General features: G+C 73.0%; 16 protein-coding genes. 13 read left to right on the top strand and 3 right to left on the bottom strand.

Annotation, left to right across the window (positions count from 1 at the left end; translation table 11 throughout):
- Nucleotides 1-28 precede the first annotated feature (28 nt).
- Nucleotides 29-670 (bottom strand): GPP34 family phosphoprotein, encoded by a 642-nt coding sequence (locus ABZ860_RS40035; RefSeq protein ID WP_357231058.1) that lies wholly within the window; start codon nucleotides 668-670, stop codon nucleotides 29-31.
- A 273-nt stretch (nucleotides 671-943) separates the two neighbouring features.
- Between ABZ860_RS40035 and ABZ860_RS40030 the strand changes: the two genes are divergently transcribed.
- A complete protein-coding gene (locus ABZ860_RS40030) occupies nucleotides 944-1483 on the top strand; it encodes a hypothetical protein (RefSeq protein ID WP_357231055.1) in 540 nt (179 codons plus the stop codon).
- 60 nt (nucleotides 1484-1543) lie between these two features.
- The gene (locus ABZ860_RS40025; protein ID WP_357231052.1) at nucleotides 1544-1744 is read left to right on the top strand and encodes a DUF3072 domain-containing protein; all 201 of its coding nucleotides are present in this window, start codon (nucleotides 1544-1546) and stop codon (nucleotides 1742-1744) included.
- A 78-nt stretch (nucleotides 1745-1822) separates the two neighbouring features.
- On the opposite strand, the gene ABZ860_RS40020 is transcribed toward ABZ860_RS40025, so the two are convergent.
- Nucleotides 1823-2686: an SDR family oxidoreductase gene (locus tag ABZ860_RS40020; RefSeq protein ID WP_357231049.1), complete on the bottom strand. Its 864-nt coding sequence runs from the start codon at nucleotides 2684-2686 to the stop codon at nucleotides 1823-1825.
- Nucleotides 2687-2821: 135 nt separating this feature from the next.
- Between ABZ860_RS40020 and ABZ860_RS40015 the strand changes: the two genes are divergently transcribed.
- The 11 genes from ABZ860_RS40015 (at nucleotide 2822) to ABZ860_RS39965 (ending at nucleotide 15233) form a co-directional block, all read left to right on the top strand.
- Entirely contained in the window at nucleotides 2822-4384 is a 1563-nt protein-coding gene (locus ABZ860_RS40015; protein ID WP_357231046.1) for a pentapeptide repeat-containing protein, read from the top strand.
- Between the two features lie 159 nt (nucleotides 4385-4543).
- On the top strand, nucleotides 4544-5428 hold the full coding sequence (locus ABZ860_RS40010; protein WP_357231044.1) for an ABC transporter substrate-binding protein: 885 nt from the start codon (nucleotides 4544-4546) through the stop codon (nucleotides 5426-5428).
- Nucleotides 5419-6354, top strand: coding sequence for an amino acid ABC transporter permease (locus ABZ860_RS40005; RefSeq protein WP_357231041.1), 936 nt, complete (start codon nucleotides 5419-5421; stop codon nucleotides 6352-6354). Before ABZ860_RS40010 ends, ABZ860_RS40005 begins: the two co-directional genes overlap by 10 nt.
- A gap of 14 nt (nucleotides 6355-6368) precedes the next feature.
- Nucleotides 6369-7121 carry an amino acid ABC transporter ATP-binding protein gene (locus ABZ860_RS40000; protein WP_357231095.1) on the top strand — a complete coding sequence of 251 codons (753 nt, stop codon included), beginning with the start codon at nucleotides 6369-6371 and terminating at the stop codon, nucleotides 7119-7121.
- Nucleotides 7118-8725 (top strand): D-aminoacylase, encoded by a 1608-nt coding sequence (locus ABZ860_RS39995; RefSeq protein ID WP_357231038.1) that lies wholly within the window; start codon nucleotides 7118-7120, stop codon nucleotides 8723-8725. The genes ABZ860_RS40000 and ABZ860_RS39995 overlap by 4 nt, the downstream gene beginning before the upstream one ends.
- Nucleotides 8726-8738: 13 nt before the next feature.
- Nucleotides 8739-9569, top strand: coding sequence for a serine hydrolase (locus tag ABZ860_RS39990; protein ID WP_357231035.1), 831 nt, complete (start codon nucleotides 8739-8741; stop codon nucleotides 9567-9569).
- 163 nt (nucleotides 9570-9732) lie between these two features.
- Nucleotides 9733-11022, top strand: a complete 1290-nt coding sequence (locus ABZ860_RS39985; RefSeq protein WP_357231032.1) for an FAD-dependent oxidoreductase — start codon at nucleotides 9733-9735, stop codon at nucleotides 11020-11022.
- A gap of 23 nt (nucleotides 11023-11045) precedes the next feature.
- Complete coding sequence (locus ABZ860_RS39980) at nucleotides 11046-12062, top strand: hypothetical protein (protein ID WP_357231029.1); 1017 nt, start codon at nucleotides 11046-11048, stop codon at nucleotides 12060-12062.
- Between the two features lie 45 nt (nucleotides 12063-12107).
- Nucleotides 12108-13058 carry a sigma-70 family RNA polymerase sigma factor gene (locus ABZ860_RS39975; protein WP_357231026.1) on the top strand — a complete coding sequence of 317 codons (951 nt, stop codon included), beginning with the start codon at nucleotides 12108-12110 and terminating at the stop codon, nucleotides 13056-13058.
- 53 nt (nucleotides 13059-13111) lie between these two features.
- A complete protein-coding gene (locus ABZ860_RS39970) occupies nucleotides 13112-14023 on the top strand; it encodes a LysR family transcriptional regulator (protein WP_357231023.1) in 912 nt (303 codons plus the stop codon).
- Nucleotides 14024-14066: 43 nt separating this feature from the next.
- On the top strand, nucleotides 14067-15233 hold the full coding sequence (locus ABZ860_RS39965) for an FAD-dependent oxidoreductase (protein ID WP_357231020.1): 1167 nt from the start codon (nucleotides 14067-14069) through the stop codon (nucleotides 15231-15233).
- A gap of 66 nt (nucleotides 15234-15299) precedes the next feature.
- On the opposite strand, the gene ABZ860_RS39960 is transcribed toward ABZ860_RS39965, so the two are convergent.
- The gene (locus ABZ860_RS39960; RefSeq protein WP_357231017.1) at nucleotides 15300-15767 is read right to left on the bottom strand and encodes an SPW repeat protein; all 468 of its coding nucleotides are present in this window, start codon (nucleotides 15765-15767) and stop codon (nucleotides 15300-15302) included.
- Nucleotides 15768-15888 lie beyond the last annotated feature (121 nt).

The following is a 15888-nucleotide window of genomic DNA, read 5'->3' as shown; positions in this document are numbered from 1 at the left end:
CTGGAACTCCGTGTGTGGGGGGTGGAGGTCACCGGCGGCTGATGACGGCCTGGCCGACGGCGACCTTGGTCTGGGCGATGAGTCTCCGCAGGGGCATGGGGAGCATGGCGGTCGCGGCGGCCACGAACCGGGGATCGTGCTCGGACAGGATCCGCTGGGCGCAGCCGGCCGCGGCCAGGAGTCCCAGGAGGACGCAGTCCCCGTCCACCGGCGGCCTGCGCCGCTGGACGGCGAGATTCAGGCGGGCGAGCGGCCACGCGGCCGTGTTCATGTCCGCAGGGGCCGGTGGCTGCTGCTTCAGCAGGTGCCTGACCGGGGGCTTGAGCAGCTTCGCGGCGATCATCCTGGCCGTGACGTCGGCGTAGATCGTGCGGGCGAAGAACAGGAGCCATGTGCCGACCGGGTGATGCGGTTCGGCGATGATGTGCCCGAGCACCGCGCGGGTGAGCGGGTCGCCGGTGGCCTCCGGGGCCGTCGCGTAGAGACGTTCCGGATCGGACGCGAAGTCGAGTGCCACGCGCTCGGCGAGCATCAGTTCGCCGAGGATCCCACCGGCCAGCGCCAGCCCCGTGAGCCGGGAATGAAGCAACGGATGGCCCGTCACATTGTCGTGCAGGACAAAGTACAGGTCATCGACAAGGGACGGGCTCGAAAGATCGCTTTCAGCCACGGTCGGCGATGATATAGGCGAAATGTTCCATCTGTCATCGCGCAAAATCGCGGCCGAGCAACCTTTACGCGGAATACGAGAATTGTGCCAGCCGGAACATACTTTTCGGCTAATGCAATTACCGTCCGTCTGGCGGACGGTCACGATGGGCGACGGAAATCGGCCGGAGGCCGATGCGGCGAACGCCGGCGATCGGGCCGGAAGGGCGAAGGAGGTGCGCCGCTGCCGAACCGAGCGCGGTTTGTCCGTTTTGCGGCCGGGCATCGTCGGCCTATGACCACCCAGGACGACAGGGGCGCGACGGCCCTGGCCCGCGCCCACGGGCTCTTCAACATCGCGGGCGGGCTGTGGCCGCTGCTGCACCTGCAGAGCTTCGAGAAGGTGTTCGGCGCGAAGACCGACCGGTGGCTGGAGCGCACCGTCGCCGGGCTGCTCGTGGGGATCGGATGGGCGCAGATCCGGGCCGCGTCCACTCCCGGCGGCGTCGATCACGCGCGCCGTCTCGGCATGGCCACGGCGGCGACGCTGCTCGCCGTCGACCTGGCCTACGTGCCCACGGGCCGCATCCGGCCCACCTATCTGCTCGATGCGGCGGCCGAGGCCCTGTGGCTGCGCGCCTGGCGGGCCCGCGCCGTACAGCCGGAGCCGCCGTCGACCCGCGCCGGCGCGGTGTTCGCCGCGGCGGCGGCGCTGGCCGCCGGATGCGTCACCGGCGGAGTGATGGCCGCGCGGATGCTGCGGCGCCGACGGGCGGAGCCGGGCGAGTCCGAGCTCACCCGGGCCCGCTACATGCGCCACCCCGCGGCGCGGTGAGCGCAGGTTTCGGACCACGACGGCGGGTAGAGCGAACGGCAGTTCGACAATGGAGGAGTCATGGACCGAGGACCTGTGGAGAAGGACCCGGAGGAGTGGGCGACCGGGGACGAGCCGATGACCGCGCCGCAGGAGTCCTACCTGCGCACACTGGCCAGGGAGGCCGGGCGGGACGTGCCGGAGGGGCTCAGCAAGGCCGAGGCCTCCAAGCTGATCGACGAGCTGCAGGACCAGAGCCGCCGCCTGAACGAGAGCGGGTGAAGGACGCCCAGGGGCCGCCCGGATCTGCCCGGGCGGCCCCTGCACTCCACGCACCCGTCACCCGTCATCCGTCATCCGTCATCCGGGCAGCGTCTCGCCGCCGATCGGGGCGAGGACCTCACCGGTGTAGTACGACGACAGCCGGTTGGCGGCGAAGAACACGTACGACGGGGCGATCTCGTCCGGGTCGGCCGGCCGGCCCATCGGCACCTGCTGACCGAACTTCTCCACCTTCTCCTCCGGGAACGTGGACGGGATGAGCGGCGTCCAGACCGGGCCGGGGGCCACGGCGTTGATCCTGATCCCCCGCTCGACCAGCACCTGGGCCATCGAGTAGGTGAACGCGTTGATCGCGCCCTTGGTCGCGGAGTAGTCGATCAGGGTCTTGTTTCCGCGCAGCCCGTTGATCGACGAGGTGTTGACGATCGAGCCGCCCTCGGACATGTGCCGCAGCGCGGCCTTGGTCACCCAGAAATAGCTGTGGATGTTGACCGCGAAGGTGCGCTCCCACTGGTCGTCCGACAGCTCTTCCAAGGACTGCACCGGCGACTGCGTGGCCACGTTGTTCACGAGCACGTCGATTCCGCCGAGTTCGCGGACCGTGCGTTCCACGACCTCCTCGCAGTGGCGGGGATCGGCGAGGTCGCCCGAGATGATCAGGCAGCGGCGGCCCTCCTGCTCCACCAGCTTCCTGGTGTGCTCGGCATCCTCGTGCTCGGTCAGGTAGGCGATCGCGACGTCCGCCCCCTCCTTGGCGAACGCCACGGCGACGGCCCGCCCGATGCCGGAGTCGCCGCCGGTGACGAGGGCACGCTTGCCCGCCAGCAGGTCGCGTCCGGTGTAGTCGCGCATCTCATCCCTGGGCTCGGGCGTCATCTCACCCGTCCGGCCGGGGTAGGGCTGCGTCTGCGGTGGCGGTGTGGAGTTCGGCTGCTCAGACATGCACGTCGGGTACCCCTGCCCGTCCAGGGCAAACGGTCGGCGCTCCGCCCGGCGGCGATCGCCCGATGGATACACACTGTTACCTATCCATCACGCTTTAACGTCCCTAGACGGGACATCGGGTATGACGTTGCCATGACACCCCGGTCGCGGATCGTTCCGCTCGACGTGGTCTGGAGAACGTGCGACGCCGTGCCCGAGTGCCTCGGCGTCGCCCACGAGCCGTACGGCAGATGCCTGGCCCACCTCACGCCGGCCGAGGCGGCCGCGTTCCTGCGGGGCCTGACGCCCGGCCAGGCCCTCGACCTGCGCGGCACCCTCCTGCCGGAGGACCTGCTCGCGCGGGTCCTCGACGGCGTGCAGCGCCACCTGGGCAGGGCGAGGTTCGACCGCGCGGTCTTCACCGGCCCGGCCCGCTTCGGCGGGGTCGTCTTCGCCGCCGACGCGACCTTCGACCACGCCAGGTTCGACCGCCTCGCCTCGTTCTACGGCGCCCGGTTCGTCCGCAACGTCTCCTTCCGCGAGGCCCGGTTCCAGCGCGAGTTCTCCCTGCACGACGCGCGGGTGTGCGGCCACGCGTCGTTCGACCACGTCACGGTGCGGGGCGACGCCCTGTTCGGTGCGGCGTGGTTCGGCGCCCCACCGGCCGGGGCGACGGGGAACGCCTCCGTCCGGGAGGCGTCGTTCCAGAGAGCCTCGTTCCAGAAGGCGCAGTTCCACGGGTTCGCCGCGTTCGACGCGGCCGTCTTCCACGGGGACGCCTGCTTCCGCGGCGCCCGGTTCCACCGGGCCGTCTCCTTCCGCGGCTCCGACTGCGGCGCGAGCGCCGAGTTCCAGGGCGCCCGTTTCGAAGGGGCGGCCTACCTCGGCCCCATGCGCATCGTGCGGCGCCTGTCGCTCGCGGGAGTTCGGGCCTGCGCGCCGCTGCACATCGACACCGGTGGGTGCCGGGTGGTGCTTCGCGCGGCGGCCGTCCTCGGGCGGCTCGCCGCACGGCTGTCCGACGCCGAGGTCGACCTGCGGGACGCGACGCTCGCCGGGCTGTCCGCCGTCACCCGGCGCTCCGGCCGGCTGCGGGTGACCTCGCTCGACGGCCTCGACGCGGCCGCGCTCACGCTGACCGGGGTGGACCTGCGGGCGTGCGGGCTCGGCGGGCTGCGCCGCCCCGAGGGCCTGCGCCTGCGGGAGTGCGTGTTCGCCGCGCCCCCGGGCGGGCTCGGGCTGCGCCTGGGATGGCCGCCCCTGCGGTGGTGGAGCCGCCGCCGGGTCATCGCCGACGAGCACCTGTGGCGGGGATGGGCGGCGCACGGCGCGGACGAGCACGCCGCCGGTCCGGCCGGGGAGTGGGCGCCCGACCCGGCGCGCCTGGCGGTTCTGTACGAGCGGCTGCGGCCGGGCGTCGACGACGCGCGCGTGGCGGCCGACTTCGCGTTCGGCGCCATGGAGATGCGGCGGCTGGGCAGCCCGCGCGGCCGGATCAGGGTGCTGCTGTCGCTGTACTGGCTCGCCTGCGGGTACGGCCTGCGCGCGGGACGGGCCCTCGGATGGCTCGCGCTGGTGGCGGCCGTCGCCGCGGGCGCGGTGTGCTGGGCCGCCGGGGCGCGCCCGGAGGGCAAGCCCGCCGTCCATCGTGCCCGGGTCGCGGTCGTACGGCCCGCGGCGTCGGTCTCCCGCCCGGCGCCCGGTCTCGGGGGCTGACGAACACGACAGTCGTGGTCCGGCCGGCCGCCGGGGCGAGGCAGCACACCAGGCAGCATCGAAGTCTTCGATGCTGAGGACCACAAGCGTTCACGATTGTTACCGCCGTTACCTCCTGTCGCCAGCATAAGCTCAATCGTTCGCAAAACAGGAGGTTCCATGACAAAGCGCCTATATGTGGCCATAGTCGGCGCGCTGGTCGTGTCGGCGCTCGCCGGCGGCTGCGGGCGCTCGTCGTCGGGGGCCGCCGCGGGCGAGAACGCGGCGGCGACGACGGGCAAGACCGCGAAGGACCTGGTTCCCGAGGACGTACGCAAGACCGGCACGCTGCGGGTCGCCACGTCCGAGGGCTACCCGCCGATGGAGATGTACAAGAAGGGCACCCAGGAGCTCACCGGTGTCGACCCCGACCTCGGCGCCGCCATCGCGGCCAAGCTCGGGCTGAAGTTCTCGATCACCAACGCGGCCTTCGACGGGCTCATCCCCGGCCTCCAGGGCGGGCGCTGGGACATCGTGATGTCCTCGATGAGCGACACCGAGGAGCGGCGCGCGGCGGTCGACTTCGTCGACTACTTCAACGCCGGCGGCGCCATCATGGTGAAGAAGGGCAACCCGGACGGCATCAAGAACCTCGAGGACCTGTGCGGCCGCACGGTGGTGCTGGCCAAGGGCAGCTCCAACCTCGCCATCGGCGAGAAGCAGAACGAGAAGTGCGCCACGAAGATGAAGATCATGCAGAGTGAGGACGCGCCCACCGGCCTGCTCTCGATCGACTCCGGGCGCGCGGTCGCCACGATCGTGGACTACCCCGTCGCCGTCATGTACGCCAAGGACACCGGCAAGTACGACGTGCTGCCCGAGCAGTACGAGGCCGGGCCGTGGGGCATCGCCGTCGACAAGCGCAAGACGGCGCTGCGCGACGCGGTCGCCAAGGCGATGGAGGAGCTCCAGGCCGACGGCGGCTACACGTCCGTGCTGGACAAGTACGGCGTGACGGCCAACGCCGTCGACGGTGTGCTGGTCAACACCCAGCCGTGGAAGTGACCGGGGAGAAGGCGGCCGGCGCCGAGCTGCCGATCGAGGCCGTGCGCCCCGTACGGCCCGGCCGGTGGCTGGGGGCGGCGGTCGCCCTCCTCTTCCTCGTCTGGCTCGCTTACACGATCATCGTCAACGAGAACCTGCACTGGGACGTCATCGTCGCCTACCTGGCCGACGGCAGGATCCTCGGCGGTCTGTGGGTCACGATCCAGCTCACCGTGCTGTCCATGGCCATCGGCCTGGCGCTGGGCGTGCTGGCCGCCGTCATGCAGCTGTCGGACAACCCCGTGCTGCGCGGCACCTCCGCCCTCTACACGTGGTTCTTCCGGGGCACGCCGCTGCTGGTGCAGCTCATCTTCTGGTTCAACATCGGGCTGGTCTTCCCCACCTTCGCGATCGGCGTGCCGTTCGGCGGGCCCAAGCTGATCGAGTGGCAGGCGAACGCGGTCATCACGCCGTTCACCGCCGCGTTGCTCGGCCTGGCCATCAACGAGGGCGCGTACATGGCCGAGATCGTCCGCGCGGGCATCCGCTCGGTCGACCCGGGCCAGCGGGAGGCGGCCGAGTCGCTCGGCATGTCGCACCGGCAGGTGCTGCGCCGCGTGGTGCTGCCGCAGGCCATGCGGGTGATCATCCCGCCGACCGGCAACCAGTTCATCTCGATGCTGAAGACCACCTCGATGGTCTCCGTGATCGCCGGGGCCGAGCTGCTGACCGTGGCGCAGCGCATCTACCTCGGCAACTTCGAGGTCATCGCGATGCTCGTGGTCGCCTCGATCTGGTACCTCGTGCTCACCACGATCGCGAGCGTCGGCCAGCACTTCATCGAGAAGCGGTTCGAGCGCGGCCACGTGCGGCTGTCCTCGCGGGTCCGCCGCAACCTGTCGCCGTTGCCGTCCAAGGGGCAGCTGCCGTCCAAGGAGCCCTCGTGAACGCCGATCAGCCGATGGTGCGGATCCGTTCCGTCCGCAAGCGTTTCGGGTCGCTGGAGGTGCTCAAGGGCATCGACCTCGACGTCCCCGCCGGTGAGGTGGTGTGCGTCGTCGGCCCGTCGGGGTCGGGCAAGTCGACCCTGCTGCGCTGCGTCAACCGCCTGGAGACCATCGACTCGGGCCGGATCTGGGTGAACGGCGAGCTGATGGGCTACGCCGAGCGCGGCGGCCGGCTGCACGCGCTGCGCCCCCACGAGCTGTCCCGGCAGCGGCGCGGCATCGGCATGGTGTTCCAGCGCTTCCACCTGTTCCCGCACCGCACCGCGATCGAGAACGTGATGGAGGGGCCGGTCACCGTGCTGGGCTCGCCCGCCGCCCAGGCCAGGCGGCAGGCGCAGGAGCTGCTCGATCGGGTCGGCCTGGCCGACCGGGCGCACCACTACCCGGCCCAGCTGTCCGGCGGCCAGCAGCAGCGGGTGGCCATCGCCCGCAGCCTGGCCATGCGGCCCAGCCTGATGCTGTTCGACGAGCCCACCAGCGCGCTCGACCCCGAGCTCGTGCAGGAGGTGCTGGCCGTCATGCGGGACCTCGCGGCGACCGGCATGACCATGATGGTCGTCACCCACGAGATGAACTTCGCCCGCGAGGTCGGCGACCAGCTCGTGTTCATGGACGACGGCGTCATCGTCGAGCGCGGCGACCCGCGCGAGGTGCTCGCGGCGCCCCGCCACGAGCGGCTGCGCACCTTCCTCGGGCAGGTCCAGTGAGCGGTTTCGACCTCCTCATCCGGGGCGGCCTGCTGGTGGACGGCACCGGCCGCCCCGGCAGGCCCGCCGACGTCGGGATCGCCGCCGGGCGGCTGAGCGTGCTGGCCCCGGGCGGGGCCTCGCGTGCGGGCGCCGCCGAGGTGATCGACGCCCGCGGACGCGTGGTCTCCCCCGGCTTCATCGACGTCCACACGCACTCCGACGGCGTCACGCTGCTCGGCGCGTCCGGCGGCGGCTCGACACTGGTGCGGGCGTCGCTGCTGCAGGGCGTGACCACCGAGATCTGTGGCAACTGCGGGTCCAGCCTCTTCCCCGCCCTGCCGGAGCGGCTGCCCGCCATGCGGGCCGAGAAGCGGATCACCTTCGGCGGCGACGTCGGCGCGTACGCCGACTTCGCGGGCTTCGCCGCCGCGCACGCCGAGGTGCCCCGGGCCAACCACCTGGCCTCGCTCGTCGGCCACGGCACGCTCCGGGCGGGCGTGCTCGGCCCCGTGGACCGGCCCGCCCGGCCCGACGAGCTGCGCACGATGTGCGCGCTGCTCGACGCCTCCCTGGCGCAGGGCGCGGCCGGGCTGTCCACCGGACTGATCTACACCCCGGGCTCGTACGCGGGCACCGACGAGGTGGTGGCGCTGGCGGCGGTGGCCGCCCGGCACGGCAAGCCGTACGTCACCCACCTGCGGGACGAGATGTCGCGCGTCGAGGAGGCGCTGGAGGAGGCGATCGAGATCTCCCGGCGCAGCGGCGCGGCGCTGCACGTCTCGCACCACAAGACCGCAGGCCGGTACGCCTGGGGCCGCACCGAGCGCACGCTGCCGCGCATCGCCGCGCTGCGCGCCGAGGGCATGGACGTCACCTGCGACGTCTATCCCTACACGGCGGGCAGCACGGCGCTGGCCGCGATGCTGCCGCCCTGGGCGAACGACGGCGGCCTGGGGGCGCTCACGGGGCGGCTCGGCGACCCCGCCCAGCGCGACCGGATGCGCCGCGCCATCGCGGAGGGCGTGCCCGGCTGGGAGAACACGGTCGGCAACGGCGGCTGGGACCGGATCTCGGTCGCGTGCGCGCCCCGCCACCCGCAGGCCGAGGGCAGGACCATCGCCGACCTCGCGGCCTCGGCGGGCGCCGACCCGCTCGACGTGGCCGCCGACCTCCTGGTGGCGGAGGCCGGCGAGGTGACGATCATCAGCCACTCCATGGTCGAGGAGGACGTGCGGCGGGTGCTGACCGCGCCGTACACGATGATCGGCTCCGACGGCGTGCCGAAGCCGGGTGGGCGCCCGCACCCGCGCTGGGCCGGGACGTTCCCGCGGGTGCTCGGCCGCTACGTCCGGGAGCTGGGGCTGCTGCGACTGGAGGAGGCGGTGCACAAGATGACCGGGATGGCCGCGGCGCGCTTCGGGCTGACCGGGCGCGGCGTGGTCCGCGACGGCGCGCACGCCGACCTGGTGGTCTTCGATCCCGCGACGGTGGCCGACCGGGCGACGTTCACCGAGCCGCTGCTGCCGCCCGCCGGGATCGAGGCGGTCGTGACGGGCGGCGAGGTCGTGGTGCGCGACGGCGAGGAGAGCGGAGCCCGCCCGGGAAGGGTGCTGGCCCTGTGAGAGGGACGACGTGATGAGCGGTGACGACACGAACGGCGACCTTGCGGGGGCGGTGCGGCTGGAGGAGGTGGCGGCCGCCTGTCCGGGCACGCTGGCCGTCTGCGTGCCCGGGGTGCTCGCCCTGAACGAGGACCTGGTGCTGCCGCTGGCCAGCACCGGCAAGGTGCTGCTCCTCGCGGCGCTCGCGCAGGACGTGGCGGCGGGCGTCGTGGACCCGGACGAGCGGGTGACGCTGCGCGACGAGGACTACGCGGGCGGGTCGGGCCTGCTGACCGATCTTTCGGCCCGCGACTGGACGGCCGGCGATCTCGCGCTGCTCACCGCCGCCGTCAGCGACAACACCGCGACCAACGCGCTGCTGCGGCGGCTCGGGCTCGGCCGGGTGGACGCGGCGGCCGCCGCGCTCGGACTGGCCAGGACCCGGATCCACGACAAGATCCGCGAACCCCGGCTCCCCGGGCATCCACCGGCCTTCGCCACCGGGACGGCGCGCGAACTGGCAGGCCTGATGCGGTCGCTGGCGTCCGGGCGCGAGCCGTGGAAGCGGCTGCTGCTCGGCTGGATGGCGCACAACACCGACCGCGCGCTGGTGCCCGCGCTGCTCCCGCACGAGCCCGAGGACCGCGACCCACCGGCGGCCCTGCCGTACGGCGCGGGGGTCTGGGTGGCGAACAAGACCGGCACGGACGCCGGGACGCGGGCCGACGTGGGCGTGATGGCCGGGGCGCGGTGGGAGGGCTACGCCGTGCTCGCGCACGGGCCCGCGGGCCGCGAGCACGCCCTGGTCCAGGCGATCCGGCAGGCGGGTCTCGCCATCGCCGCCGCCGTCCTCCCGGCCGATTGATCCTCGGGTCGCCTTCGGCTTCGTCCTGCCGGTCGTCTTCACGATCCTGGTGCCGAATCCCCGCTTCGCCGCTCTGTGACCCACGCCACATGACGTTCCTGTCAGCGATCGGGGCGCTGTTCCGCTCAAGTCAGCGGAGCAAGCGAACCGACAGGAGCATCACATGAAGCACCGCATCGTCATCCTCGGCGCCGGCTATGCCGGGGCCTACGTGGCCGGGACCCTGGCCCGCCGGCTGTCCCCGGCGGACACCGGGATCACCGTGGTCAACGCCGTGCCGGACTTCGTCCAGCGGATGCGGCTGCACCAGCTGGCGGCCGGCCAGGACATCGAGGCCCCGAAGCTCGCCGACGTCTTCGCGGGCACGGGGATACGGCTGCGCGTGGCCCGCGTCACCGCCGTCGAACCCGAGCGCCGGGTCGTCGCCGTGGCCGACGCCGACGGCGGCGGCGAACTCGGCTACGACACGCTCGTGTACGCGCTCGGCAGCCACGGCGCCGACCATGCCGTCCCCGGCGCGGCCGAGCACGCCTTCGACGTCGCCGCCAGGCCCTCGGCGCTGCGTCTGCGCGAGCGCCTGGACACCTTGAGCGGGCGGGGCGAAGGCGGGCGTGTGGTGGTCGTCGGTGACGGGCTGACCGGCGTCGAGACCGCCACCGAGATCGCCGAATCCCGGCCCGGCCTGCCGGTGACGCTGGTCGCCCGCGGCGAGCTGGGCGCCCGGCTCTCCGCCGGGGCCCGCGGCCACCTGCGCCGGGCCTGCGACCGGCTGGGCATCACCGTCCTGGAGCACACCGCCGTCGAAGCCGTCGAAGCGACGCGAGTGCTGTGCGCCGACGGCACCGCCCTGGCGTCCGGCGCGACCGTGTGGACGGCCGGGTTCGCGGTCGGCCCCATCGCCGCGGCCGGCGGGCTGGAGGTCGCCGGGAACGGTCAGATCGTCGTCGATCGCACCATGCGGTCGGTCTCGCACCCGGACGTCTACGCCGTCGGCGACAGCGCCTACGCCATCGGGGACAACGGCCGGCCGCTGCCGATGTCCTGCGCTTCGGCCGGCTACACCGGCCGGCAGGCCGTCGAGGCGATCGTGGGACGCCTGACCGGCTGCGCGATCGCGAACACCCGGCTGGTCTACACGTACAACCACATCAGCCTCGGGCGGCGGGACGGGATCCTGCAGATGGTCGACGACGAAGGGCAGGCGAAGCCGACGTACACGGGCGGCCGGACGGCCGCGCGGGTCAAGGCGGGCATCGTCAGGATGTCGCTGTGGGCCACCTCGCACCCGACCTTCGGCATGCCCAGGCGCAGGCGCCGCCTGGCCGCCGCGCCGGATGCGACCACGGAGAAGGCCGGTCGTGCCGGAAAGGCCGGCGGCAGCGGCATCCGCTACGTCCGCGATCCGCAAGAGCCGGCCCGCGCCGAGTCCGAAACCCCGCTCACCCGGCGATGAACTCCCCCTCCGAAGGAGCAGGCATGTCCACTCAGGCCGCGCCCGCAGCCGGCGCGTCGCCCTCACCCTGGCCGGCCGTGGCCGGGGTGGTCGCCGTGCTGACAGTGGGCATCAGCCTGCTGCTCACCGCCTTCGCCTGGCCGTCGGTGCGCTCGTCGGTGCATGACGTGCCGATCGCCGTGGCCGGGCCCGCCCCCGCCGTCAAGCGGCTCACCGCCGCACTCGACCAGCGGCTTCCCGGCGGCTTCGAGGTCACCGAGGTCGCCGGCACCGCCGCCGCCGAGCACCTGATCCGCGACCGCGAGGTGTACGGGGCGATCGACGTCAGCTCCGGCACCCCCCAGGTCATCACCGCATCCGCCGCGAGCGCCGCCGTCGCCCAGGCCCTGAACAGCATCGCGACCGGCCTCGGCCGGGGAACCGGCACGGCGGTCGCCGCCCGCGACCTCGTCCCGCTGCCGGCCGACGACCCGCGCGGCGCCGGACTGGCCGCCGGAGCCCTGCCGCTGGTCATGGGCGGCCTGCTCGCCGCCGTGCTGTTGACCAGGCTCGTCCGCGGCTCCGTCCGCCGCGTCACCGGAGCGTTCGCCTTCGCCGTCACCGGCGGACTCGCCGTGGCGGCGATCCTGCAGTTCTGGCTCGGCTCGCTCGACGGCTCCTACTGGGCCAACAGCGGTGCCGTCGCCCTGGCCGTCGCGGCCACCTCGCTGACCATCCTCGGGCTCGGGTCACTGCTCGGGTACGCCGGTCTCGGCCTCGGCGCCGCCACCATGATGCTCATAGGCAACCCCCTGTCGGGCACCGCAACGGCGCCCGAGATGCTTCCCGGCTGGTCCGGCGCCCTCGGCCGGCTGCTCCCGCCCGGGGCCGGTGGCCAGTTGCTGCGCTCCACCGCCTTCTTCGACGGGCACGGCGCCACCCGCTCCGCCATCGTCCTGGCGACCTGGGTCACGCTCGGTCTCGTGCTGTGCCTGGCCGGCGGCCTGCGCACCCGCCCTACCGTCACCGCCGCGGGCACGGCCGCGCGCACGACGGTTTGACCCCACACCCGCCGGCTTGGAACACGCGCTGAGAGGGTGGTCCGCGTGGACAGCACCGCCACTGATCGTTTCGACACCGGCCGGTTCGAGGCCGGCCGCGACCGGCTGGCCGCACTGGCCTACCGGCTCCTGGGCTCCGCCGCCGACGCCGAGGACGCCGTGCAGGACGCGTTCCTGCACTGGCAGGCCGCGGACCGGCAGCGGATCAAGGTGCCGGAAGCGTGGCTGACGAAGGTCGTCACCAACCTGTGCCTCGACCGGCTCCGCTCGGCGCGAGCCCGCCGTGAGCGCACCGCCGGCGCCTGGCTGCCCGAACCGCTCCTCGACGGCGACCCGATGCTCGGCCCGGCCGACTCGTTCGAGCAACGCGAATCGGTCTCCCTGGCCGTGCTGACGCTCATGGAGCGCCTGTCGCCCCTCGAGCGGGCCGTCTACGTCCTGCGCGAAGCGTTCTCCTACAGCCACGCCGAGATCGCGGAGATCCTCGACATCACCGAGTCCGCGAGCCAGCAGCACCTCCACCGGGCCCGGCGCCGCGTCGCCGCCGCGCGCCGCGGCGGCGAGGTCGACCCGGCGTCCGCCCGCAGGGTCGTCGAGGAATTCCTCGCCGCCGCCTCCTCGGGCCGCACCGAGCGGCTGGTAGCGCTGCTCACCGACGACGCGACCGCGATCTCCGACGGCGCCGGCCTGGCCGAGCAGGTGCTGTGGTACGACACTCCGCAGCGCATCGCCGCCGTCGTACGGGCCGGCTTCAAGCCCACACCCGCGAAGCGGCGATTCGCCGGCGGCACCCCCGCGATCCACTACGCGCTCGTCAACGGCGCCCCCGCCGTCCTCTTCGTGATCGGCGACCAGGTCATCGGCGCCGTGACGTTCGACCTCACCGGCGGCAAGATCGCCACCGTGCGCGGCATCGCCTCCCCCGCCCGCCTCGTCCGCCTCGCCGCAGGGTGGCGGCGGCACGGACCGGACACGCCGCTCGTCAGCCGGTGGTGACCCGGCCCGGACCACGGCCAGGTCCAGCGTTATCGGTCGCCGATACTGGGGGAATGCTCAGCAGCCACCGCCTCAAGGTGCTCCTGGAGGTCTTCAGAACCGGGAGCATCGCCGGAGCCGCCAAGTCCCTGCGGCTGTCGCCCTCCGCCGTCTCCCACCAGCTCGCCCGGCTGGAGGAGGAGGCGGGGGTCGGGCTGGTGGAGCGGGCGGCGCACAGCCTGCGGCTGACCGCGGCGGGCCACCGCCTGGCCGGGCGCGCCCAGGAGGTGCTCGACCTCATCGAATCCGCCGAGAAGGACCTGCTCGCCCAGGCGCGGGCGGACGCCGGGCAGCTGCGCATCGGGTTCTTCGCCTCGGCCGGCTACCGCCTGCTGCCGATGGCGTTGTCGTCCTTCACCGCACGCCACCCGGGCGTCGAGCTCGACCTCGTGCTCGGGCAGCCGCACGAGCTGCTGCCCGACGTGGAACGCGGCGAGCTCGACGTGCTGGTCGTGTTCGAGCACGCGCTGGATCCCTGGAAGGCGCCGAAGGGCGTCGAGGTCGTCCACCTGTTCGACGAGCCGCAGCTCCTCGTCATGCCGCTCGGCCACCCCGCGGGTCACCGGCCCCGTGTGCGGCTGACCGACCTGGCCGACGAGCCGTGGATCACCACGTTCGGCACCGAGACCCCGGTGTCGGTGCTGGAGCGGGCCGGCGCCCTGGAAGGGATCACGCCCACCATCCGCTGCCGCAGCGATCATTACGAGGTGACGCTCGGCCTGGTCAGGGCCGGGCTCGGCGTGGCCCTCGTGCCGAGCCTCGGTGTGCAGGGCGCGGCGGGCATCCAGGTGTGCCAGGTGGAGGGGCCCAGGCTCTACCGGCGGGTGGGCGCCGCCCTGCGCCCGACCAATCCCAATCCCGCGCTGCGTGCGTTCGTCGACTACCTCAGGGACGCCTCGGCCCGCCTCAGCGTCACCCTCCGATAGGTTGGGCGGTGCGGAACATCCGGGCGAACGGGGGTTGAGGGACGTGCGGTGCACGGTGGTCGGAGCCGGCGCCTGGGGACTGTCCGCCGCGGCCGAGCTGTCCGCCCGGGGCCACCGGGTCACGCTGGTGGAGCGGCACGGGATCGGCAACCCGCTGTCCTCCTCTCGGGGGCCGACGCGGTTGTGGCGGCTGGCCGACCCGGACCCGCTGAAGATCCGGCTGTCCCTGCGTGCCCGCGACGCCATGCGGCGGCTGGAGCGCGTGACGGCCGCGACGCTGCACCTGCGCCGGGGGCTGCTGTGGCGGGACACGGAGTCGCCGGCCGGTCTGGCGGCCGCGCTGCGCGCCGCGGGCGTGCCCTTCACCGAGGTGGAGGCGGCCGACGTCGCCCGGTTCTTCCCCGGCCTGGCGGACGACGGCCGCGACGCGGTGTTCCAGGCGGACGCCGGAGTGGTGCTCGCCGAGGCGTACCTGGCCGCGCAGGCGGAGCGGTTCCGGGCGAACGGCGGACGCCTTCTCACGGGCCTTCTCACGGGGGAGGCGGTCGCCGTGGACGCCGCCGCCCGGCGGCCGGAGGTTCGCCTGGCCGACGGCACGACGCTGACCGGTGACGCGGTCGTGGTCGCCGCGGGCCCCGGCACCGGCCCGCTGCTGCCCTCTCTGGGCGTGACGATGACGCTCAGGCCCTACCTCGAACAGGTGGTCCACTACGCGGGCATCGAGCCGTCCGCGCGGGTGCCCGGCCTGATCGACGGACCCGTCCAGGACGGCCCCGCTGTGTACGCAATGCCCACCCCGGGCGTCGGCTACAAGGCCGGGCTGGACGCGCCGCTGCGGCCGCTGGAGCCGGGGGACGACGACCGCACTCCGGATCCGGGGCGGACGGCCGAACTGACCCGCCGCATCGCGGCCATGTTCCCGGGCGTGACGCCGAGGGTCGTGGACGCGCAGGTGTGCAGCTGGACCGACTCGCCGGACGGCCGGTTCGTCATCGACAGGGTCGGCGAATCGACGGTGCTGGCCTGCGGCGACAGCGGCGAGGGTTTCAAGTACGCCGCGCTCGTCGGTGAGGTGCTCGCCGACCTGGCGGAGGGCCGGCCGCCGGACGACGACATCGCGGCCCTCTCCCTTACGCGCCTGCGCGCGCTCGCGGACGAACCCGGCCGGGCGCCGACCGCCCTCGGGCGCACGTCCGTCCCGGACGCCTAGACACGGCGCCCGGCCCACGACACGGCGCCCGGCCCACCCCGGAAGAGTGAGCCGGGCGTCCGTTCGTCACCAGTTGCCGAGCCTGCGCGCGCTCCGCTCGCCCCGCTCGTGCCGGCGGAACGCCTGCGCCATCGCCAGCGCGGCGGCTCCCAGCGCGAAGATCACGATGCCGATCGCGACGTTGTTCCAAATGGTCGTCGTTGTGGCCTCACGTCCCGCGCGCAGCACAAACGGCGAGACGATCGCCCACACGCCGAGCAGCGGGAGAAGCCACCCCATGCCGTAGGTGCGCCCGAAGGCGGACGCGAGCCCCAGGGCGAGAGCGCTGACCACGAGGCCCGTGATCAGGTTGTTGACGGTCATGCCCCGGAATCCGAAGAACCCGACGATCCATGGCGAGAGGGCCAGATACAGGCCGGCCAGGAAGGCTAGCCCCTCCAATACCTGGGCGGGGGCCGTCGAGCCCGCCCGATCGTACGTCTGGCGCAGTTCGCTGACGTCAGGATGACGCTCGAGGCCGGTGGGTCCAACCATGTCTGGTTCCGCCTTTCCTGCTGCGTGCGTTTGCGCCGACGGCCATACCCCATAAAATCCGGGCATTCTCGATTTTAATTAATATTCCCGTATTTATTCTGCAATTACCGGATAAATACGG

Origin of the sequence: Microbispora sp. NPDC046973 (genome assembly GCF_040644495.1) — a bacterium.
Taxonomy (GTDB): Bacteria; Actinomycetota; Actinomycetes; order Streptosporangiales; family Streptosporangiaceae; genus Microbispora.
This window is presented reverse-complemented; position numbering and strand designations above follow the sequence as displayed.